The organism is Actinomadura decatromicini (genome assembly GCF_008121305.1).
GTDB classification, from domain to species: Bacteria; Actinomycetota; Actinomycetes; order Streptosporangiales; family Streptosporangiaceae; genus Spirillospora; species Spirillospora syzygii.
Window position 1 is genome coordinate 1,669,467 of record NZ_VSRQ01000001.1, and the last position, 20,697, is coordinate 1,690,163.

The window sequence follows — 20,697 nt, forward strand, 5'->3', positions numbered from 1 at the left end:
GGTTCAGGGATTGGGGCCCGCTCCGATCGGGGCGGGCCGGGCGCCGACTCCGGCCAGGGTGGAGATCACGTGGCGCGCGAAGGCGTCGGGGTCTGCGGCGACGGCGACCTTGACGGTGCGTCCGCCGCCGCGCACGACGCGTCCCTGGCTCGGGCCGCTGGTGACGATCGCGGTGTCGATCGTCTCGAAGCGGCAGATGTCCTCGCCGCCGAGGTGCGAGGCGGTCAGGGTGTCCCAGCAGCAGTACGGCAGGCCGGTGCATTCCCACGTGCCGAACGTCATCGCCCACAGGGTGGCCACGAGCTCCGCGGCGTCGGACGGGCCCGCCGCGCGGGTGAGGTCGTCCACGAGATCGCTGGTGACCGGGACGAGGTCGGTGGCGTCCAGCGGATAGAGCGTCACCGGCAGCGTGCTGCGCCACACCCGGTCGGCCGCGTCGGGATCCCAGTACAGATTCCATTCCGCGCTGCCGTCGTGCCCGGGACGGTCGACGTTCCCGGCGACGTCGACCGCACCCCCCATGATCACGACTTCGCGGATCCCGGCCTCGATCTCCGGGTGCTCGTCCAGGCCGCGGGCGAGGTTGCTCAGCGGGCCGGTGCAGACGACGGTCACCGGCTCCGGTGCGGCCAGCACCTTCCGGGCGAGGTCCTTGTGCGCGGGCAGGGACGGACGGCCGCCGCCGGGCCGGCGGGCGTCCCGGGCGCCCCGGCCGGGGGCGGGCGCGGCGTTGAGGATCGGAAGGCGGTCGACGCGGAGGCAGTCGACCCGCCAGGCCAGCGGAAAGGGGTTCCTCCCCTCGATGATCCCGGGAGCGGGACGAAGGTCGTCCCGGCCGGCGAGGCGGAGCATCTTCGCGGTGACGGAGAGCGCGGGTTCGAGCAGGCAGTCCGCGGGCGTGACGGCGACGCCGACGAGGGTCACGTGCTCGTAGCTCAGCAGGAGTCGCAGCGCGGCGAGGTCGTCGAGACCGCCGTCGTGATCGAGATAGACCAGGGTCACGGTCGTCCTTCGGGGGCGCGGTGGGCGTCGGGGGGTGGGGCCGGTCGTGGCACGGGATCGTGGAGGAAGCGGTCCAGCACGTTCCTGGTGATCGTGGCCACGTCGTTGTCGCCGTGGTTCCAGGTCACGCTGGCGGTCCAGGTGACGGAGCCGACGGAGAAGACGGCGCCGCCGCCGGGCAGGCGGCGCAGGACCATGTCGGCGCGTACCGCGCCGGGCGTGCCCGCCTCCTTCGAGTCGGCGGCTTCCAGGAAAAGCGGCGGGTGGCGTCCGGCCGAGGTGGCGAGGCGCGCCGTGCCGGGGTGGCGCGGGTCGGGGCGGAAGCTGTCGATCTCGTCCCCGGCGGCGCCGTCCAGCGCGTGGCCGGACTCGCCTACGACCTCGCCGGGGACGCCGGCGAAGACGAAGGCGAAGTCCGGGTGGTCGGCGTCGGGCAGCCGCCGGTATCCGCTCGCCCGCGGCCAGCCCTGGGCCGCGTACGCGACGCCGAGAAGATCCTGGGGCGGCCGGCCGCACAGCGACCACAGGCCGCCGGGCCGCCCGTTCGCCGTCATGGTGGCCTCGTCGTCCGGGGCGCTCCACCAGCCGCCGTCGCCGCGGCGCCGTACCTCGATGCGATGCGGGGCGTCGGCGGTCCGCGCCGCGACCCAGTAGAAGCCGTTGCCGCCGAGGTACATCAGCCGACCGCCGGTCCGGGTGAACGCGGTGACCGCGTCGTGGACCTCTTCGCTGACGTACTCGGGGTGGCTGCCGGTGATCAGGACGCGGTAGCCGGACAGCAGGTCGGCTCCCTCGTCGTGCAGGTGCTCGTCGGAGGTGACGTCGACCGGGTGGCCGGTGCTCCGCAGCCAGCGCAGGAATCTCAGGTCCGCCGGGTAGTGCCGATACGTTCCGGTCAGCCACCAGCGGTAGTCCGGGTCGATGGACAGGATCGGCCGCAGCCGCGAACTGTAGACGGCGGGCGTCCCGTCGGCGCGGCGGTCGTAGAGCGAGGCGCCCAGCCGTTCGGCGTCGTTGAGGTGGGCGTTGACCTCGTCCAGGACGATCGGCCGGTCGCTGACCGCGCGGTAGTCGCCGAAGAAAGCCCGCTCGGAGCGCTGACGGTGGTTGGCGTAGGCGAGATAGGTGAAGGTGGGGAGGAGCAGGAGCGCCCGGGGTGGCCGTGAGCCGGGGACGGCGCGGGAGGTCCGCGGCCGTTCGCTGGACGGGCCGACGATGAGCGGCAGGTCGAGCCGGCCGTTCGCCGTCGTGACGCGGACGCCGAGGACTCCGCTGCGCTGCCGCGCACCTACCCGGACCTCGGCGATCAGCGGCCAGCGGGCGTCGTCGAGGTCGTCGGAGCTCAGGTGCAGCGCGGCGCCGCGACGCCCGCCGTGCCCCCGGAGGCCGTCCGTCGGATTATTGACGATCGAAAGGCGCGGCGCGGCGAGTCTCGGTGGCGTCCGCGGCGGGTTCGCGGGCGTCGCTGCGGGAATGTCCGCGCGCGTCGCCGCCGGACGCCCGGCGACGCCGATCGCGACGAAGTCCCATACGGCGACGGTCGACGGATCGGCGGCGTACCGGTTGTCGATGCCCCGTTCACCGCGGGCGGCCCGTTCGGCCTCGTCCTGCCGAAGCTCCCGGGCGACGACCACGAGGTCCTCGATCCGCGCGTTGAGCGTGTCGGACGGGACGCCGGACGCCGTCCGCGCACCGATGGTGGCGTGCCAGCGGGTGACGGGCGCAGCGGGCGCGCATTCGCCCCGCTCGCGGGGCGTCGTGCCGTCGCCGTCCGACCGTGCCCGCAGGGTGGTGCCGGTGCCGTCCGTCCACAGCAGGTCCGCGCGGTGGGCGGTGCGGATGAAGGTCATCAGGTACCAGATACCGGGATCGAGCGGGATTCCGGTCTCGGTACGGTGCCCGGCGTGGTCGACGACGATGTTCCCGTCGGCGTCCACGTACCACCAGGTCCGGACCGGCAGCGTCTCCTCGGCAGGGTCGTCGCTCTCCTTGACGGCGTCGTCGTGGCGGACGAGTTCGGCGAGGGTCTGCCGACGGCCGTGCACGGTGTTCTCCGCCCGCAGCCACATCATGAGGCTGACGTCGTCGCCGGTCTGCGTCCACGGGCCGGTACGCAGGTACGAGCCGGTGGGCGGCACGGCCTCGGTGAGGGTCCTGGCGCGCGGCCGCACGTCGGGCGGGGCGGGGAGGTCCGGCCCGTCCAACGTGACCACGTCCACGGTGACGGACGCTGTGGTGCGTTCGGCGGGGAGGCGGTCGACCAAAAGGGCCGCGTGCACGCCGACGAGCTCTCCGGGCCGGGCCGTCCACGTCGACAGGTAGCCCGCCACCCGTCCCACGGTTCCGGCCGTCATAGGTCGATCACTCCCCGGCGGTAGGGGATGCCGTCGGCGGCGGGCATTCTGAGGCGGCGGGCGGAGGCCACCAGGACGATGAGGGTGACCGCGTACGGGGTCGCGTACACGAGCTGCGTCGGCACCTGGTGGAGGAGGCCGAACCACGCGATCGCGGCCGCGCCGGCGGCGAGGGAGACCGCCGAGGCCCGGCGCCTCCGGCGGAGCAGGAGGACGCCGATGGCGAGGAAGGCGAGGCCGGCGGCGAGGATGAGCCCGCGGACGGCCCCGGACTGGCGGAGCTGCAGGGCGTCGGAGTACCCGAACAGCAGGGCCCCCGCGGCGGTCCCTCCGGGGCGCCAGTTACCGAAGATCATGGCGGCCAGCCCGATGTAGCCGCGCCCGGCGGTCTGCCCTTCCCGGTACAGGCCGCTGGCCACCGTCACCAGGAAGGCGCCGCCGAGTCCCGCCAGGGCGCCGGACACGACGACGGCGATGTACTTGGTGCGGTAGACGGCGACGCCGAGGCTGTCGGCCGCGCCCGGGTTCTCGCCGATGAACCGCAGCCGGAGCCCGAACGGCGTACGCCACAGGATCAGCCAGCTCAGTGCGAACAGGACGACGGCGAACAGGGTGAACCAGGAGATCTCGGCGACGAGGCCGCGCAGCAGGCCGGCCGCGTCGGACACCGCGAACCAGTCCCGGCGCTCGACGGCGCCGAGCAGGTCGGGGCTGCGCCGGCCGCCGACGTGTCCGCCCGCCAGCACGGGAACGGTGAAGGTGCCGATCGCGCCGCGGACCGGTGGCGACTGCGTCGCTCCGGCCTCGGGCAGTCCCTCCCAGTTGATCGTGGACAGGTAGCGGACGAGGCCGGGCGTCAGCAGGTTGATCGCGACACCGGAGATCACCTGGTCGACGCCGAAGGTCACCGTGGCGACGGCGTGCACGAGGCCGCCGATCGCCCCGCCCGCGGCTCCGGCGAGGACGGCCGGCCACACGCCGTGGGAGGCGCCGACCCACGCGGCGCTCCACGTGCCGAGGATCATCATTCCTTCGAGGCCGAGGTTGGTGACGCCGGCGCGTTCGCTCCACAGCGCGCCCAGGGCGGCGAGTCCGACCGGGACGGCCAGCCGCAGCGCCGCCCCGACGAGGCCCGATCCGGTCAGCGAGGGAACGCCGGCGAACGCGTGAACGGCGGCGACGATGAGCAGCCCGGCCGCCGTCGCGGCGAGCACGCGCGGTCTCGGGGCGAGACCGGCGAACACGGCGGCACGCCGCCGGACCGCGGCCGGCACGCGGACGGTGGCCGTCACAGCGCGACCTCCCGCTGCCCGGCGCGGTGTGCGGGGGCCGCCTGCCGGGCGCGGACCGCCCGCGCGGTCTGCCGCGCCGTGATCCGCTTGACCAGCTCGTACGCGATCACCACTGACAGCACGATGACTCCCTGCATGATGGTGACGATCTCCTTGGGGATGCCGTCCAGGTCGAGGATCTGCGCGCTGCGTTCCAGGAAGCCGAAGAGCAGCGCCGCCGCCGCGATCCCGGCGGGCCGGTTCCGGCCGAGCAGGGCGACGGCGATCCCGGTGAACCCGATCCCGGCCGGGAAGTCGAGTCCGTAGTCGTGGGACTGGCCGAGCAGGTACGGCAGACCCGCCAGTCCGGCCAGGCCGCCCGAGAGCAGCAGGGTCAGGACGGTCATGCGCCGCGGGTCGATCCCGTTCGCGGCCGCCGCGTCCGGGTTCAGGCCGGTCGCCCGGACCTGGTACCCGTACCAGGTCCGCGTCAGGAGATAGTGCACGCCGATCCCGACGACGACCGCGATAGCGAGGAACCCCCACAGCGCGACGGTCGGCGGCAGGCGCACTCCGACCGCCGCGAGGAGCGGGTTCAACGACGGCATCCACCCGCTCTCGGGCAGCCTGCGCGTGGCGACGCCGGAGCCTGCGGAGGAGAGGTGCTCGGCGAGCAGGTACGCGGCGAGCGCCGTCGCGATGTAGTTCAGCATCAGCGTCGAGATGACCTCGTTGACGCCCCGGACGACCTTGAGCCACGCGGCCACGCCGGCCCAGGCGGCGCCGACCGCGACGGCCGTCGCCACGATGACGGCGACGTGCAGCGGTCCCGGGAGGTGGATCACGGCGCCCAGCGCCGCGCCGGACAGCGCGCCGAGGCGGTACTGGCCCTCGACGCCGATGTTGAAGAGCTTCATGCGGAAGCCGATGGCGACCGCGAGCCCGGTGAGGAAGTACGGCACCGCCCGGTTGACGGCGGAGACCACCGACTCGGGCGTCCGCGCGTAGTCGGCCATGACCGTGAACGTGTGCCACGGCGAGTGTCCCGACGCGACGAGGACGAGCGCGGCGACGAGCACCGCCAGCAGCGCCGCCGACACCGGGGCGGCGGCGCCGAGCGCGGCGCGCCGGGCCACGGCCCTCACCGTCCGTCCCCTTCGGCGCTCCCCGGCCGGGCGCGCTTCGAGGCGCCCCGCTCGGCGGCGCCCGCTTCGGCGTCGTCGCGGCCGGTCATCAGCGCCCCCAACCGGCGCGGGGTGAGACGACCGGCCGGTATGGGGCCGCTGACGCGACCGGAGAACGCGACGTAGACGGTGTCGGACAGGGCGATGAGCTCGTCCAGATCGGCTGAGACCAGCAGGACGGCGAGGCCGTCGTCCCGCGCGTCGCGCAGGTGCCGCCACAACTGCGCCTGGGCGCCGACGTCGACGCCGCGGGTCGGGTGGGCGGCCAGCAGGACCTTCGGCCGTGTGGACATCTCGCGGCCGAAGACGAACTTCTGCTGGTTCCCGCCCGACAGCGCGTACGCCGGCGTGCCCGCGCCGGGCGCCTTGACCGCGTACTCGCGGATCACCTCGGCGGTGGCGTCCCGCACGGCCCGCCGGTCGATGCGCCAGGAGCGCAGGCTCCCGCGCAGCCGCTCGTTGCCCAGCAGCAGGTTCTCCCACAGCGCCGCGCGCAGCAGCATGCCGTGCCGGTGCCGGTCCGCGGCGATCGACGCCAGGCCGAGCCGGCGCCGCTCGGCGACGCCGAGCGGCGTGACGTCCCGGTCGCCGAGGCCGATCGTGCCCGCCCGGACCGGCAACAGGCCCAGGACGGCATCGAGCACCTCGTTCTGCCCGTTGCCCTCGATGCCGGCCAGCCCCACGATCTCGCCCGCGCGCACGGTCAGCGACACGTCCTCGATCGGCGGCCGGTCGGGCGCGCCGGCGGCGACCTCGCGCAGGCGCAGCCCGACCGCCTCCCGCGGCCGGGTCGCGCGGGGCGGGACGTCGGGCAGCCGCCCGCCGACCATCATCTCGGCGAGGCCGTCCTTGGTGGCGTCCGCGCGGTCCACGGTGCCGACGACCCGTCCGGCGCGCATGACGGTGATCCGGTCGGCGGCGGCCAGCACCTCGTCCAGCCGGTGGGAGATGAACAGCACGGAGATGCCGCGTGCGCGCAGGCTGCGCAGGCTTTCGAGCAGCCGGTCGACCTCGGCCGGCACCAGGACGGCGGTCGGCTCGTCCAGGATGATCACCCTGGCGTCGCGGTACAGCACCTTGATGATCTCCACACGCTGCCGTTCGCCGACCGACAGGTCGCCGACAGTGCGGTCGGGGTCGACGGTGAGGCCGTGCGAGCGGCCGATGCCGGCGATCCTGGCCCGTGCGGCCGGCCGGTCCAGCAACCCACGGCGCCGGGTCTCGGCGCCGATGACGACGTTCTCCCAGACCGGAAGGTTGTCGGCGAGCATGAAGTGCTGGTGGACGAGCCCGATGCCCGCCGCGATCGCGGCGCGCGGCGTGGCGAAGCGGACCTCCCGCCCGGCCACCCTCAACGTCCCCCGGTCGGGCCGGTCCTCCCCGTAAAGGATCTTCATCAGCGTCGACTTCCCGGCGCCGTTCTCCCCGACGATCGCGTGGATCTCCCCGGCCCGGACGGTCAGGGACACGTCGTCGTTGGCCAGCACGCCGGGGTAGCGCTTGCTGATGTGCAGGGCCTGCAGCACGGCCGTCGCCTGGTCGGTCATGGCGTGGTCGGTCATGGCGTGGTCGGCACGGTGATCTGCCCGGCGATGATCTGCTTCTTCAGCGCCTCCAGCCTCGGCGCGATGTCCGTGATGAAACCGCCGCTGGTCGCGTAGCCGACACCGTCCTGCGCCAAGCCGAACCGGACGCTGCCGGACTGCGGCCGCCCGTCCGCAAAGTCCTTGACGAACGCCGAGACGGCCACGTCCAGGTTCTTCGTCGCGCTGGTCAGCACGTGGGGCCGCGCGGCGGGATCGACGGTCTGGTACTGGTCGCCGTCGACTCCGACGGCCCACCTGCCGGCGGCGGTCGCGGCCTGGAAGACGCCGCGTCCCGACGCCCCGGCGGCGTGGAAGACGATGTCCGCGCCGCCGTCGTACATGCCCTTGGCGGCCTCCCTCGCCTTGTCCGGGGACGAGAAACCGGAGAAGTCCGGAGGCTGGGTCAGGTACGTCACGTCGATCTTGATGCCCGGCCTGACCTTCCGCGCGCCGGCCGCGTAGCCGGCCTGGAACTTCTCCTGCGGCGGCGTCTGCACCCCCGCGACCAGGCCGATACGGCCGGTCTTGGACTTCAGCGCGGCGGCGGCGCCGACCAGGTAGGACGCCTGTTCCTCGGAGAAGACCAGCCCGGTGACGTTCGGGGCCTTGACCGTGTCGTCGTCGATGATGGCGAACCGGGTCTTGGGATAGGCGGCGGCGAGCTTCCCGACCGGATCCTCGAAGAGGAACCCGACACAGATGATCGGGTTGTACCCGGTGTCGGCGAGCAGGCGGAGCAGCTCTTCGCGGTCGGTTCCGCCCGAGTTCGGGCTGAGCTCCTTGGCGGTGATGCCGAGGTCCCGCTTCACCGCGTCGACGCCCGAGGCGACGCCGTCGTTGAACGACTTGTCGCCACGTCCGCCGATGTCGTACACGACGCCGAGTTTCACCTTCACGTCCGTGCGGCCCCCCGTGGTGGACGTCCCCGTGGACGCCGCGCCGCCGGAATCACCGCACCCGGCGAGCGACGCCGCCGTAAGCAGGCACGCGGCGGCCGCCGCTCCCGCCATTCGAATTCTGCGCATGGGGGGACCTCCTGGGGATCTCGGGGCCGGCCGCCGGCGAGCTGGCTCGGCGGCGACCCGGTGGGCGCACCGTAACCTACATAACTGGCAAGTGACAAGTACTTGTCTGTTAAGTGGGTGAGCTGCGATGATCCGGCCATGCGAACGAAATCACCGGATGACGAGCACGACCCGTCCACGCTCTCGCCCGACTGGATCCGGGCACTGCCCAAGGTGCTGCTGCACGACCACCTGGACGGCGGAGTCCGCCCGGAGACGGTCATCGACCTCGCGGCCGAGGCCGGCGTCGCCCTGCCGGTCCGCGGCGCCCGCCCGCTCGCCCAGTGGTTCGCCGACAACGCCGACTCCGGCAGCCTGGCGACCTACCTCCGCGGGTTCCGCTACACCTACGGGCTCATGCAGAACGCCGCCGCGGTGGAACGAGTCGCCTATGAGGCCGTGGCGGATCTGGCCGCCGACGGCGTGGCCTACGCCGAACTGCGGATCGCGCCCCAACTCCACACGGAGGCCGGGCTCACCATGCTCGGCGCCCTGCGCGCCGCCGAGGCCGGACTACGCGCCGGGGCCGACCACGCCAGGGCCGCGGGGACCCACATCGACGTCCGCCTGATCGCGTGCGTCGAGCGGGACCTGCCGATCGACGAGGCGGCGATGGACGCCTTCATCACCGCGTGGAAGCTGGGCCTGATCGTCGGCGTCGATCTCGTCGGGCCCGAACTCGGTCACCCGGCCGCGGCGCACACGCGGCAATTCGAACGCGCCTTCCAGGCGGGCGTGCCGGCGACGATCCACGCGGGCGAGGCGGACGGCACCGAGTCGATCCGGCAGGCCATCGAACTGCTGCACGCCCGGCGCATCGGACACGGCGTGGCGCTCGGCGACGAGGTGCCCGAAGGCGCCGAACCCGCGGACGGCTCGGTCGCGAAACTCGTGCGCGACCGGGGCATCACCGTCGAATGCTGCCCGACGTCCAACGTCCACACCGGCGGAGCGGCGACCGTCGACGCCCACCCCATCCTCCGGATGGCGCGCTGCGGAATCAACGCGACGGTCAACACCGACAACCGGCTCATGAGCCGGACCAGCCTGAGCCAGGAGACGGCGCTGCTCGCCACCGCGCTCGGCGCGGGGCCCGACGAGATCCGCGACTTCCACGTACGGGCCGCCGAGGCGGCCTTCCTGCCCCCCGCCGAACGCCGACGGCTGGCCACCCGGATCGCCCAGTTCGACGACGGAAACGACGCACTCTCAACCTAGGAACGCATTTCCCAACTCATACATGGCCCGAAACACCAGCGATGCATGCGGCCAATTCTATTCCAATCACCAGACCTTCGAGTACCTGGAGTGAGCTATGCAGGTCACGAGGCACAACACCGAAGAGCTTTTACCTCAGCAGCTATTCGCGAGTTGGCAGCAGCGCGGCGCCAAGGCACTCACACCCACGTGGCTGGAATGCGATGGCCCTCGCGATTTCCGGGCCCGGGCACTGGGAATGGCACTGGACGGCGTGCACATGTGCGAATTGACGCATCCGCCGGTGCGGATACACAGAACCGCGAGACAGATCCGTGGCTGCGATCCGGAGGCATACCAGGTCAACCTCGTCTTCAGCGGGAAGGCGGCCGTCCGTCAGGCGGGGCGCGAGACCGTCTTCGGAGCTGGACAGTTCACCCTGGCGTCCTCCAGCGGGCCGAGGAGTTCAGCCCCCAAGACGCACCGCCCCTGGCCCGTACCACCGCCGACCTGCTGGCCGCCGTTCTGGCCCACCGCGTGGACGGCCCTCTGACCGAGACGCCCAAATTCCAGCGGCGGCTACTGCGCTTACGCATCGACGAGTTCATCCAGCAGCGGCTGACCGATCCCAACCTCAGCCCGGCCACTACCGCCGCACCGCGCTCGCCCAACACCGCGTACCTCGACTACGTGAGGACCTCGTTCGCCCGCCTGAAAGCCGAACAGCACCAGTTGCTCAGCCTCACCGCCCCTCATTAGCGACAGCGTCAGTCCTGCTTGGCGAGGCCGTCGCCGAGCAGCGCCAGGATCCGTTCGGCGCGCTTGCGTCCCGAGTACTCGGCCACCCAGCCCAGGGCGGCGGACGCGGCGAACAGTTCCTCGGCGGTCACGTCCGGACGCACCTCCCCGGCCTCCTGCGCCCGCGTCAGCAGACGCTCCGCGGCGCGCATCATGGCCGACGACGAGGCGTGCAGCTCGGATTCGTCGTCGCCCAGGGCGCCCAGCACCGAGGCGGGAAGGCCGCGGCACGCTCCGGAGCGTTCGGAGAACAGCTTGAGCCAGCCGATGAGGGCGTCGCGCGGACTGTCGGACTCGATGGCCTTCTCCGCCGCCGCGCGCATGTTCTCCAGGCCAGTGCGGAGTACAGCCTCCAGCAGCGCGTCCCGCGTGGGGAAGTGCCGGTAGAGCGTCCCGATCCCGACGCCCGCGCGGCGCGCGACGTCCCGCAGCGACGCGTCGGTGCCCTGCTCGTCGAAGACCTCACGGGCCACGGCCAGCAGGGTCTCCCGGTTCCTGCGGGCGTCCGCCCGCGGTTCGGCGCTCACGGTCCGTCCAGCCAACGCGGTTCTCCTCGCCGGGTCGTGTTGATATTCGGAGCACTGCTCCGTATATTTCCGGAGCGGCGCTCCATATAGTACCCGGCGCCCTCGTTCCCGACAGGAGGGACCTCACCATGACGGCGGACAACGACGAGAGCCCGCCCACCGCCGCGCCGGGTGGTCCGGCATGCTTCTCCCCGGCGCTGCGCAACGTGGTCATCGTGACCACGCTCGGCTCGTTCATGGCGTTCCTGGACTCGACGATCGTCAACGTCGCGCTCCGGACACTGTCGGTCGAGATGACGGCCTCGCTGGCCACCATCCAGTGGCTGACGACGGCCTACCTGCTGGCGATGGCCGCGGTCATCCCGGCCGCCGGCTGGTTCGCGACGCGGCTGGGCGGCGGGCGCGTCTACATCGTCGCGGTGCTGGTCTTCACCGCGGCGTCGCTGGCCTGCGGGCTCGCCGGGAACGTCGAGCAGCTGATCGCCTTCCGGGTGGCGCAGGGCACCGCGGGCGGCCTGCTGCTGCCGATCTCGCAGATGATCACCATGCGCGCGGCGGGTCCGGCGCTGCTGGCCCGGGTCATGGCGGTCAGCGGCGTGCCGACCATCCTGGCCCCGGTCGTCGGCCCCACCATCGGCGGCCTCCTGGTGGAGCACGCGGGCTGGAGCTGGATCTTCTACGTCAACATCCCGCTCGGCCTGCTGACCGCACTACTGGCGGTCCGGTTCCTGCCCGCCGACGACCGCTCGGGACGCGCCCGGCTGGACGTGCCGGGCCTGACCCTCGTCACCGCGGGCAGCGTCGCCCTCACCTACGGCCTCGCCGAGATCGGCGCGACCGGTCACGTGACCGACGCCGAGGTCCTGACCGCGGTGATCGGCGGCCTCCTCCTGGCCGCACTCTTCGTCGCACACGCCCTGCGGGTCGAGCAACCGCTGGTCGACCTGCGGCTCTACAAGAACAAGATGTACGCGGCCGCCTCCGTCACCAACATCAGCCTGGGCGCCACCGTCTTCGGCGCCGTCATTCTGATGCCGCTGTACTTCCAGATCGTCCGGCACGAGGACGCGGTGAACACGGGCCTGCTGCTCATCCCGCAGGGCCTCGGCGCGGCCATCGCCATCAGCCAGGCCGCCAGGCTCACCGACCGGTTCGGCAGCGGCCGTGCCTCCCTCGCCGGCGGCCTGGTCGCCGTGATCGGGACCGTCCCCTTCGCGTTGATCCAGAACGACACCGGCTACTGGTTCCTCGGCGCGATGATGTTCGTGCGCGGGTTCGGGATCGGGGCCTGCGCGGTGCCCGCCGTCGCCGCCGCCTACCGGGCGATCTCCCCTGCGAAGATCCCGGACGCCACCGTGCAACTGAACGTGGGCCAGCGCATCGGCGGGTCCGCGGGCACCGGGCTGTTCGCCGTCATCCTGCAGAACCGGCTGGACGAGGCGACCGGACCCGCCGCACAGGCCGAAGGGTTCGCCACCGCCTTCTGGTGGGTGCTCGGCATCGCGTTCGTGGCCACCGCGCCGTCCCTCGGCCTGATCGCGCTGGAACGCAGCACGAAGCGGGACGCGGCCACGGCCGGGGAGGCGACGGCGGCCGGGGCACCGTCCCGACCGCGGCGATGAGGGCCGCACCCACCCTCGGACGTCGGCGAAGTTGGGCGAGCTGGCCGGGAATCCCGTAGCGGCGGCCGGAAAGCCGCTGCGGACCTGCGCGGGCTACAGGGCCTGGCCCGACTGCGAGAACAGACCGGCGACCCCGCGGCACTGAGCGGCTCCGCCGCTTCGGCCTGACCGCCGCCGGTACCGTCATGATACGAGTCCGCGCCCTGAACCATCGGCTCTCGGAGTCTCGCGGCCATGCCGTCTTCACGGCCCACGGTTCCTTAAAGAAGCGTGGAGGGTGTGAGAACAGATTGTTCGGCCGAACCAGGTGCCCGCCGTTCTCGGGCCGTCCCTTGTCGGACCGTCGACGCGCGATGAACAGGACCACGAACCGGGTTAGGCACTGCTGCTGGCGCGACCGCTCAGGGTCGGCTACTGCCAGGGGAGCGGCCGGAAGCGCTGGTCGGTGAAGAGTCTGGCAGGAGGGTGGTGAGCAGGTAGCAAAGGACGCCCATGGTGGTGAGAGTCAGTATTGAGGCGCTTTCGACAAGGAGGGCGGGGGCGGCGGAGTGCACTGCGGCGGCCAGTGGCCAGCAGACCAGGCCGTACGCGGCGGCGTAGGCGCCTGCGGGCAGAGGTAGCAGCAGCAGCCGTCGGGCGCCGTGGAGGTGACCGCCCAAGAGGAACTGGAGTGCTCCCGTCAGCAGGCCGGTCATGATGAACGCGGCAGGCCATGCGGGCGGGAGTCCGCAGATCTTGTAGGGCTGGTTCCCCTGGTAGGTGTAGAGGTGGAATAGATTGATGGCGCACTGTTCGAAGGCGAATTCGGTCGCGTAGAGCACTGCCGCCATTTTCCAGAATCGGGCTCGTGGCCAGTGGTTGGTGAGGGCGAGAAAGGCCAGGTATCCGGCTCCGGCGATATAGACGGGAAACGCGGTCGCCATGTAGGGCGAGATCGTGACATCAAAGGCGCGGTAGTAGACGGGGTGGTCGGTGGCCGGGGCGGTGTGCAGGCCTGCCAGCAGGCGTGCTTGGGCGTCGCTGAGAGTGGACGGTACCGCCCCCATAAGCAGGATTCCCAGGTCGGGGCTGCGGTGCCGTCTCCATTCCCGTATGGCCCAGATGGTCAGAGCGGTTGTGGCGGCGGCGAAGGTGGCGACGACCAGGGCGTTGCCGATCTGCTGCTCGATGCTTCCGTGCAGCGGGCCTGTGGAGGAGGTCATGGCGGGCTCCCGAACGCCGCGCGGCGTCGGTCGGCGCCGAAGAGCACGCATCGTGTCAGCACCGGCGGGGACAGGAGGCGGGCCGGTCGGCGGGTGAGATGCATGACCTCCAGAAAGGCGGCTTGGACTGTGTCGCTGCGGGTCGCGGCGGTCAGCACCCGCTCCAGGTAGCGGCCTTGGATCTGCTCGCGCAGACCCGGCCGCTCGCCCGCGGCGGCGCGCCAGCGCAGGTCGGCTGTGGTCGCGACCTGCCAGGCCGGCTGGTTGGCACGGGCGAGGAGCCGGTGATAACGAAGGGAGAAGCCGGTGGGGCGCGGGTCGGTGTCGAGGCACCGCGCCAGGACCAGTGCCCCGGACGCGGCGGTGCTCATGCCTTGGGCGTAGAGGGGATTGAAAGTGCAGGCGGAGTCGCCCAGGCAGATGAGGTTGCCGGGGTGGCGGGTGAGACGGTCAAGGTGGCGGCGGCGGTTGTCGGTGCTTGCGGTGACGGTCACCGGGGAGAGCGGTTCGGCGTCGGCGATGGCGTCGGCGATGGCGCCCGCGTGCAGGCTTTGGGCGAAGCTGACGAAGGCATCGTCGGCATGGGTCGGCCGGTGCTCGCCGACGCCGAGGAGGGTGACCAGCCACCGGTCGTCTTCGATGGGCATGAGGACGGCACCGCGCGGGTGGTGGGGCGCGCCAGGCTGCACGTAGCAGGCTCGCCACCCCATGCTCCTTCCGGGCGGCCGATACTGGCGGCTGGCGTATCCCAGGCCGGAGGACACGATCGTGACTGGTGGTATGGGAAGACCCGCCTCGTGCAACCAGTGGTCGATGCGCGAGCTTCTGCCGGTGGCGTCGACGACCAGGTCAGCAGGCAACTCGGTCACGGTGTCGCTGCCGGTTTCCCTCGCCAGCACGGTTTCCACGGTTTGGCCGCGCAGCCGGAGTCCCTGGACGCTGTGCCGCTGCCGCAGCTGGACGCGCGGGTGGGCGAGCACACGCCTTCTCAGCAGCCATTCCAGGTGGGTGCGGCTGAGGCCGTAGGCGCGCAGGTTGGACGGAAACCGCCTGGCCCAGCCGTGTGAATTGTGGATGGCGACCTCGGTGGCGAAGTCGCCGACGAGGAATCCGCGGGCGGCGAGGTCGGCGGTGAAGCCGGGCAGAAGGGCGTCCATGTCCATTTGACCGCGCACGGCCAGGGCGTGGACGTGCGTTGCCTGCGGTACTCCGCGGCGGGTCACCGGTTCGTCGGGCAGGAGGTCACGTTCGACCACGACGATGCGGGCGAAGTAGCCGGTCAGGGCGGCGGCAGCCAGCAGTCCGCCGATGCCCGCGCCCAACACGACGGCCTGGTCGCGCGGAAGCGTGGACGGGACTGTTCTCACCGCGGTGCTCCGGCGTCCTGGAGGGCGTCGACGGCGCCCGGGCGCTGCGGGAGCCAATCGGCCAGGCCCGCCGCGTTCTGGATGATGTGTCGGTGGTTGTGGCACCTCATGTCAGGGCCCGGTCATGTGGCGGCCGACTTCACCGGAGTCCAGTTGCCCGAGAATCCAGTCGGCGAGGCTCGCCGCGGTGGGTTTGACCCAGATCACGCCAGGTTTGATTTCGATCCCCAACGCGCTCTGGAGGCGTTGTTGAAGTTGGATCGCCCCAAGCGAGTCGACGCCGAGCATGACCATGCTGGTGTGGGGGCCGATGTAGCGGGCGGTGCCGCCGAGGAGGTCACGGATCTCCCCGATGATGAGCCCCTCGACGATTCGGCGGCGTTCACTCTCGTCCTGCGTCGCGAGCACCCGCAGGCGCGCCGGGGATGCGGCGGTGGCGGGCGACTGCCTTTCGCCGCACAGGTCGGCGAGGAGGGTCGAGGAGCGGACCGACCGATAGGGCGCCGTCCAGGCGTCCACATCGAGGGCTGAGTAGGCGATCTGGTGGTGTCCTTCCTTCAGTATGCGTTCGAGTGCGTCCGCGCCGTCGACGGGAGAGATCGTCACGAAGCCTCGTTGGGCCAGATGCCGCCCGCGTCCGACCTGGCCCCAGGCGCCCCACTGGATTCCGGTGGCGGGCAGGCCCTCGCTGACGCGGTGTGCGACAAGGGCGTCGAGGTAGGCGTTGGCGGCGGCGTAGGCGCCTTGCCCCGGAGACCCGAGGAGGGAGGCGACGGACGAGTAGACGACGAAGAAGTCAAGGTCGGTGCTGTGGGTGGCCTGGTGCAGTGTCCAGGCGCCCTCGGCCTTCCCCCGCCATACTCGGCCGAGGAGTTCGTCGTCGAGATTGACCAGGGTGGCATCTTCAACGACACCGGCAGCGTGGAGGACTCCGCGCAGGGGCAGCCCGCCTCGGGTCGCGGCGTCCAGCAGCCGATGGGCGGTCGTGGGGTCAGCGACGTCACCGGTGACGACCGGGAGTTCCGTGCCGGAAGCGGCGCGCAGCCTGGCAAGTTCTTCGGCCGCCGGTTCTGATGGTTCCCGGCGGCTGCAGACGACCACGCGGCCGGCGCCGCGTTCGGCGAGGCGGCGCACGGTGAGAAGGCCGAGCCCGCCCAGTCCGCCGGTGACCACGTAAGCGGCGCCTTCCCGCACGGGACGGGGCAGGCCGGTCACGGTATCCGGCGCGCCGCCGGCCTTGACGCGGGCGACGGCACGGACGCCGTGCCGCCAGGCGATCTCGGTGATCGCGGGCGGGTCGGCGAGCAGGTCCGGCAGAACCGATTCCAGCGGGGTCGCGGCGGCCACCTCCAGCGCGCTGGGCAGCAGGTCGGGGTGTTCGAACGCGGCGACCCGGAGGAGGCCCCGGACACCCGCGGCGGCAAGCGGATCATCGCCTCGCCACATCACCCACAACCGTGGCGGGTTCCGCCGGGCCGAGAGGTTCTGGAGCACGGCCAGCGTCCGGGCCACCGCGGAGCGGGCGGCCTGCGGGGTCGGGACGACGGCCTGGCCGTCGAGGGCGAGCACGACGTGGGTGGTGGCCGCGGCGGGTCCGTCGTCCAAGGCGGCGCGGAGCCGGGCCGAGTCCAGCGGGGCGGCCGTGTGGACCAGGGTGGCGCTGCCGGCGGCCCGCACTCCGAGCAGTTCGGCCAACTGTTCGGCCCACAGGCATTCCTGCGGGTGGACGACCAACCATCGCTGGCCGGGCGAGACCGGCGCTTTGGCGGGTTTCTCTGCAATCCAGTCGAGGTGGTACAGACGTGCGGTGTACCGCTCCTCGGCCGGGGTGATGTTGGTCAGGCGCAGGTCTCGGACCTCGGCGAGAACCGCGCCCTCACCGTCCACGAGGGCCCCGGACGCGCGACAGGCGAGATCGTCGGCCTCGTGCAGTCGGACGTGCGCGGTCGCGGTGTGCGCGGTGGGGCCGTGGACGAGAATCTCCCCGCAATCCGAGACCACGACGGGCCCTGGGCTGAGGGCACAGCCGTTCAGCCAGGCCGCCACGACGGTCTGCACCATCTCGTCGACCAGGGCCGGGTGCGCCAAGAACGGGGAGGCCGACACCCGAGCGCTGTCCGCGAGAGAGAGCCTGGCGACGGCTCGATCGTGGTCGGGACCTATCTGGATCCGGGAGATCGCGGAGAAGGCGGCACCGTGGAACACGTCATGGCGGCCGCGCAGGGTCTGCTGAAGCGCCGCGAGCGGGGAATCGCTCCATTCCTCGTCCGGGCTGTGCAGGACGCCCGAAGAAGGCGGCGCCTGGTTCACCGGATCGAGCGCCCGGACGGTGGCGTGAGCGTGCACGAAACGACCGTCGTCGCCTAGTGTAAGGACTTCCCCGCGGGCCTGGTCCCCGGCGCGGACCAGCAGCGTCGTGACCCTGGGCTCCGGATCGAGGACCAGCCGCCTTTCAATCCGCAGATCGCTGAGAGCGACCGAGCGCGTCCCGAAGACCTCGGCGCCCGCCGCAAGCAGCATCTCGGCGAACCCGGTGCCGGGCAGAACAGGGGTTCCCGCCACCCGGTGGTCGCCCAGCCATGGCAGCGTCCGGGGGCTGACAGGGGTCTGCCACAGATGCCGGTCGGGATACTCCGGGTCGGTCACATGGCCGCCGAGCAGAGCGTGTTCATCAGCCGCGGGCAGCTGCGGGGCGACGAGGACATACGGCGGACGGTCGCCACCGTGACGCGTGCGGTTCCAGGCCGTGCCGGGCACATCGGCGAGATCGCCATCGCCGTAGCGAGTGCCGAACCCGATACCGTCGCAGCCGGCCACGTGCGCGGTGGCCAGGTGACATAAGAACGTCTCCGAGTCGTCGGCGCCCCGCCGGAGCGACCCCACCGCCACGACGTCATCGATGCCCGCGGCGCGTGCGGTGTCCTGCACGGGACCGGCGGCGAGGGGATGGGGGGTGCACTCGACGAACAACCGGTGACCGTCGGCGAGCGCGGCCTCGACCGCGCGCTGGAAATGAACCGTGTCGCGCTGGTTACGGACCCAGTACGCGGCGTCCAGCGGACCGGGTCTCCGAGAATCGTCTCTGACGGTGGAGTAGAAGGCGATGGGGCCGGGCTCTTGGGGGTCCAAGTCCCCCAGGACTTCCCGGAGTTCGTCGATCATCGGGTCGACCTGCGCGGAATGCGAGGCCACGTCGACATCGACCATGCGAGCCACGGCACCGGACGCGTTCCAGGCTTCGACCAAGGCACGGACCTGCCGGGCGTCACCGGAGACCACCGTGCTGTGGGGCGCGGTGACGACCCCGATCGACACGCCGTCAGCGCCCATCGACTCGATCGCCTCCCGGGCTGCGTCTAGGTCGAGCATGACCGACGCCATGGCGCCGTGCGCGATCCGAGCGAGGAGCGCAGCCCGCCGACAGATGACCTTGGCTCCGTCCTCGGGGGTGAGGACGCCCGCCACCACCGAGGCGGCGATCTCACCGAGGGACTGGCCGACGACCGCAGCGGGTTCGATGCCCCAGGACCGCCACACAGAGGCGAGCGCCACTTGAATGCCGAACAAGGTGGGTTGGATACGGTCGACGCCGATGAGCCCGCCCGGCTCCAGGATCAGTTGGCGCAGGGAGAACCCGGACTCTGCTTGGATCAGCGGTTCGAGCTCGTCGATCGCCGCGGCGAAGACCGGCTCGTGCGTGAGGAGTCCCCGGCACATCCCGGCATACTGCGATCCCTGCCCGGTGAACACGAACACCGGCCCTCGGTGATCCGGCGGCAGGACGGGGGTTCCCTCGGCCCACCCCGCACTCTCCTCCCCCGCGGCGTACGACCGGCACCGGCCGCTGAGCTCGGCGTGGTCCCGGGCGACGATTCCCAGCCGGTGGTCGGCATGAGTGCGACGCAGTGCCAGGGTGTGCGCCACGTCTCGGAGCGGGACCTGGGCGCCTTCCCTCTCGGTCCAGTCGGCCAGCCGAGTCGCAGAGGCGGCGAGAGACGGCGCGGAATTGGCCGACAGCAGGAACAGCCTGGGGCCCGCGTCCAGCGTGCGCCGCTTCGCCGCTACACGTCGCGGGCGCGCGGGAGCCGCTTCCAGAACAAGGTGCCCGTTGGTCCCGGTGACACCGTAGGAGCACACGGCGGCCAGCCGGGACCCGTCCGGCACAGGCCACGCGGTCACGCTCGTCGGGACGAACAACCGCGACCGGTCGTCGTGGACGATCGCCGGGTTCCATTCGGCGAAGTTCTGGTTGGGCGGGACGGCACCCCGCCGTAGACATTCAATGGCCTTGATGACCCCGGCGACCCCGGACACGGGCTCGGTGTGCCCGATGTTGGTCTTGACCGAGCCGAGCGCGCACCGTCCTCGGCCCCGGCCGTACACGGCGTTGATCGAGTCGTACTCGATCGGGTCGCCGACCATGGTGCCCGGTCCATGCGCCTCGACCAGCCCGACGTCGCCCGGGTCGACACGCGCCCTGGCGACGGCGTCGCGGAACAACGCCTGCTGCATCTCGCTCGACGGCGCGGTGAGCCGGGCCGTCTGACCATCGTTGTTGACCGCGCTGCCGAGGATGACCGCGAGCACCCGGTCCCCGTCCCGCCGCGCGTCCGCCAGCCGCTTGAGCAGCAGCACCCCGGCGCCCTCGCCCCGCACGTACCCGTCGGCACGAGCGTCGAAGGCGTGACAGGCACCGCGCCCGGACAGCAGCAGCGGCGCCTCGAGATAGTGGGTCTGCGGCGAGAGCATCAGCATCACGCCACCCGCGAGCGCGGCATCACACTCACCCAAGGTCAGAGCTCCGCAGGCGGCATCCACCGCCACCATGCCTGCGGAGCAGTGCGTACCGATCACCATCACCGGGCCGCGCAGGTCCATCGAGAACGCGACTCTCCCCGCCGGTCCCGCATGAAAGTTCCCAAAGAGGTAGGGGCTGTTGGGCGCATCCTCCACCGGCCGTTCCTCGCGGAAGAGGTTGTCCACCGCGTAGGTGCCGACGTAGACCCCGGTACGGGTGCCGCGCAACCCGCCCACTGGAATCCCGGCGTGCTCCACCGCCTCCCAGGCGGTCTCCATCAATACCCGCGCCTGCGGATCCACCCACGCTTGCTCCGCGGGCGCGACGGACAGCGCTTCGGGCTCCCACGCCCACACGTCACCGTCGAGGAAGCAGCCCACAGCGGTCCGTTCTCGCAACTCCGGGTCGTGCAGCAGTGCCAACTTCCCGGCATCCCACCGGGCCGCGGGCACCCGGCCGGCCGTCTGACGGCCGTCGGCCGCCAACCGCCACAATCCGGCCAACGTCTCCACCCCACCAGGAAACCGGCAACCCACACCGATGATCGCAATCGGTACACCGCTGGCAGCAGACATCACAAGCCTCTTCTCCAAGACAGAAAACTGACCGGACGCCAGCCATCCAATGTCCCCAATACTCGATAAGGACGGCTACTCAGGCGCATACGTGCGGTACGAACATTGATAAACCTCGCACTCACGTCAACTCATCTCAACCACCCTTTC

General features: G+C 71.7%; 14 protein-coding genes. 4 read left to right on the forward strand and 10 right to left on the reverse strand.

Annotated elements, in window-relative coordinates; translation table 11 throughout:
* Positions 1-3: 3 nt before the first annotated feature.
* From FXF68_RS42155 to FXF68_RS06940, 6 genes are read right to left on the reverse strand one after another with little or no spacing between them, the layout of a single operon-like run.
* Positions 4-1,002, reverse strand: a complete 999-nt coding sequence (locus FXF68_RS42155; protein ID WP_187437771.1) for a nucleoside hydrolase — start codon at positions 1,000-1,002, stop codon at positions 4-6.
* Positions 999-3,356, reverse strand: a complete 2,358-nt coding sequence (locus tag FXF68_RS42160; RefSeq protein WP_187437772.1) for a N,N-dimethylformamidase beta subunit family domain-containing protein — start codon at positions 3,354-3,356, stop codon at positions 999-1,001. Before FXF68_RS42160 ends, FXF68_RS42155 begins: the two co-directional genes overlap by 4 nt.
* Positions 3,353-4,648: an ABC transporter permease gene (locus FXF68_RS06925; protein ID WP_246178368.1), complete on the reverse strand. Its 1,296-nt coding sequence runs from the start codon at positions 4,646-4,648 to the stop codon at positions 3,353-3,355. The genes FXF68_RS42160 and FXF68_RS06925 overlap by 4 nt, the downstream gene beginning before the upstream one ends.
* Positions 4,645-5,772, reverse strand: a complete 1,128-nt coding sequence (locus tag FXF68_RS06930) for an ABC transporter permease (protein WP_148758007.1) — start codon at positions 5,770-5,772, stop codon at positions 4,645-4,647. The genes FXF68_RS06925 and FXF68_RS06930 overlap by 4 nt, the downstream gene beginning before the upstream one ends.
* Positions 5,769-7,373: an ABC transporter ATP-binding protein gene (locus FXF68_RS06935; protein WP_246178370.1), complete on the reverse strand. Its 1,605-nt coding sequence runs from the start codon at positions 7,371-7,373 to the stop codon at positions 5,769-5,771. Before FXF68_RS06935 ends, FXF68_RS06930 begins: the two co-directional genes overlap by 4 nt.
* The gene (locus tag FXF68_RS06940; RefSeq protein WP_222869826.1) at positions 7,370-8,422 is read right to left on the reverse strand and encodes a BMP family lipoprotein; all 1,053 of its coding nucleotides are present in this window, start codon (positions 8,420-8,422) and stop codon (positions 7,370-7,372) included. Before FXF68_RS06940 ends, FXF68_RS06935 begins: the two co-directional genes overlap by 4 nt.
* Before the next feature lie 138 nt (positions 8,423-8,560).
* Here FXF68_RS06940 and add point away from each other — a divergent pair, with 138 nt between their 5' ends.
* From add to FXF68_RS06955, 3 genes are all read left to right on the forward strand, one after another.
* Positions 8,561-9,679: an adenosine deaminase gene (add, locus tag FXF68_RS06945; protein WP_148758008.1), complete on the forward strand. Its 1,119-nt coding sequence runs from the start codon at positions 8,561-8,563 to the stop codon at positions 9,677-9,679.
* Positions 9,680-9,776: 97 nt separating this feature from the next.
* Positions 9,777-10,211: an AraC-like ligand-binding domain-containing protein gene (locus FXF68_RS44735; protein ID WP_148758009.1), complete on the forward strand. Its 435-nt coding sequence runs from the start codon at positions 9,777-9,779 to the stop codon at positions 10,209-10,211.
* A complete protein-coding gene (locus tag FXF68_RS06955; RefSeq protein ID WP_148758010.1) occupies positions 10,196-10,417 on the forward strand; it encodes a hypothetical protein in 222 nt (73 codons plus the stop codon). Before FXF68_RS44735 ends, FXF68_RS06955 begins: the two co-directional genes overlap by 16 nt.
* An 8-nt stretch (positions 10,418-10,425) precedes the next feature.
* Here FXF68_RS06955 and FXF68_RS06960 read toward each other — a convergent pair whose 3' ends face one another.
* Complete coding sequence (locus FXF68_RS06960; protein ID WP_148758011.1) at positions 10,426-10,983, reverse strand: TetR/AcrR family transcriptional regulator; 558 nt, start codon at positions 10,981-10,983, stop codon at positions 10,426-10,428.
* A gap of 128 nt (positions 10,984-11,111) precedes the next feature.
* Between FXF68_RS06960 and FXF68_RS06965 the strand changes: the two genes are divergently transcribed.
* Positions 11,112-12,605 carry a DHA2 family efflux MFS transporter permease subunit gene (locus FXF68_RS06965; protein ID WP_148758012.1) on the forward strand — a complete coding sequence of 498 codons (1,494 nt, stop codon included), beginning with the start codon at positions 11,112-11,114 and terminating at the stop codon, positions 12,603-12,605.
* 401 nt (positions 12,606-13,006) lie between these two features.
* Here FXF68_RS06965 and FXF68_RS06970 read toward each other — a convergent pair whose 3' ends face one another.
* The 3 genes from FXF68_RS06970 to FXF68_RS06980 form a co-directional block, all read right to left on the reverse strand.
* Positions 13,007-13,807 carry a hypothetical protein gene (locus tag FXF68_RS06970; RefSeq protein ID WP_148758013.1) on the reverse strand — a complete coding sequence of 267 codons (801 nt, stop codon included), beginning with the start codon at positions 13,805-13,807 and terminating at the stop codon, positions 13,007-13,009.
* Positions 13,804-15,174, reverse strand: a complete 1,371-nt coding sequence (locus FXF68_RS06975) for an FAD-dependent oxidoreductase (protein ID WP_187437773.1) — start codon at positions 15,172-15,174, stop codon at positions 13,804-13,806. Before FXF68_RS06975 ends, FXF68_RS06970 begins: the two co-directional genes overlap by 4 nt.
* Positions 15,175-15,285: 111 nt before the next feature.
* Positions 15,286-20,547, reverse strand: a complete 5,262-nt coding sequence (locus FXF68_RS06980; RefSeq protein ID WP_148758015.1) for a type I polyketide synthase — start codon at positions 20,545-20,547, stop codon at positions 15,286-15,288.
* Positions 20,548-20,697: the final 150 nt, after the last annotated feature.

Bases quoted from the DNA above. Each gene is read 5' to 3' on its own strand.
- FXF68_RS42160 (WP_187437772.1), bottom strand. From the start codon at position 3,356: ATGACGGCCGGAACCGTGGGACGGGTGGCGGGCTACCTGTCGACGTGG.
- FXF68_RS06935 (WP_246178370.1), bottom strand. From the start codon at position 7,373: ATGACCGACCACGCCATGACCGACCAGGCGACGGCCGTGCTGCAGGCC.
- FXF68_RS06940 (WP_222869826.1), bottom strand. From the start codon at position 8,422: ATGCGCAGAATTCGAATGGCGGGAGCGGCGGCCGCCGCGTGCCTGCTT.
- add (WP_148758008.1), top strand. From the start codon at position 8,561: ATGCGAACGAAATCACCGGATGACGAGCACGACCCGTCCACGCTCTCG.
- FXF68_RS44735 (WP_148758009.1), top strand. From the start codon at position 9,777: ATGCAGGTCACGAGGCACAACACCGAAGAGCTTTTACCTCAGCAGCTA.
- FXF68_RS06965 (WP_148758012.1), top strand. From the start codon at position 11,112: ATGACGGCGGACAACGACGAGAGCCCGCCCACCGCCGCGCCGGGTGGT.
- FXF68_RS06970 (WP_148758013.1), bottom strand. From the start codon at position 13,807: ATGACCTCCTCCACAGGCCCGCTGCACGGAAGCATCGAGCAGCAGATC.
- FXF68_RS06980 (WP_148758015.1), bottom strand. From the start codon at position 20,547: ATGTCTGCTGCCAGCGGTGTACCGATTGCGATCATCGGTGTGGGTTGC.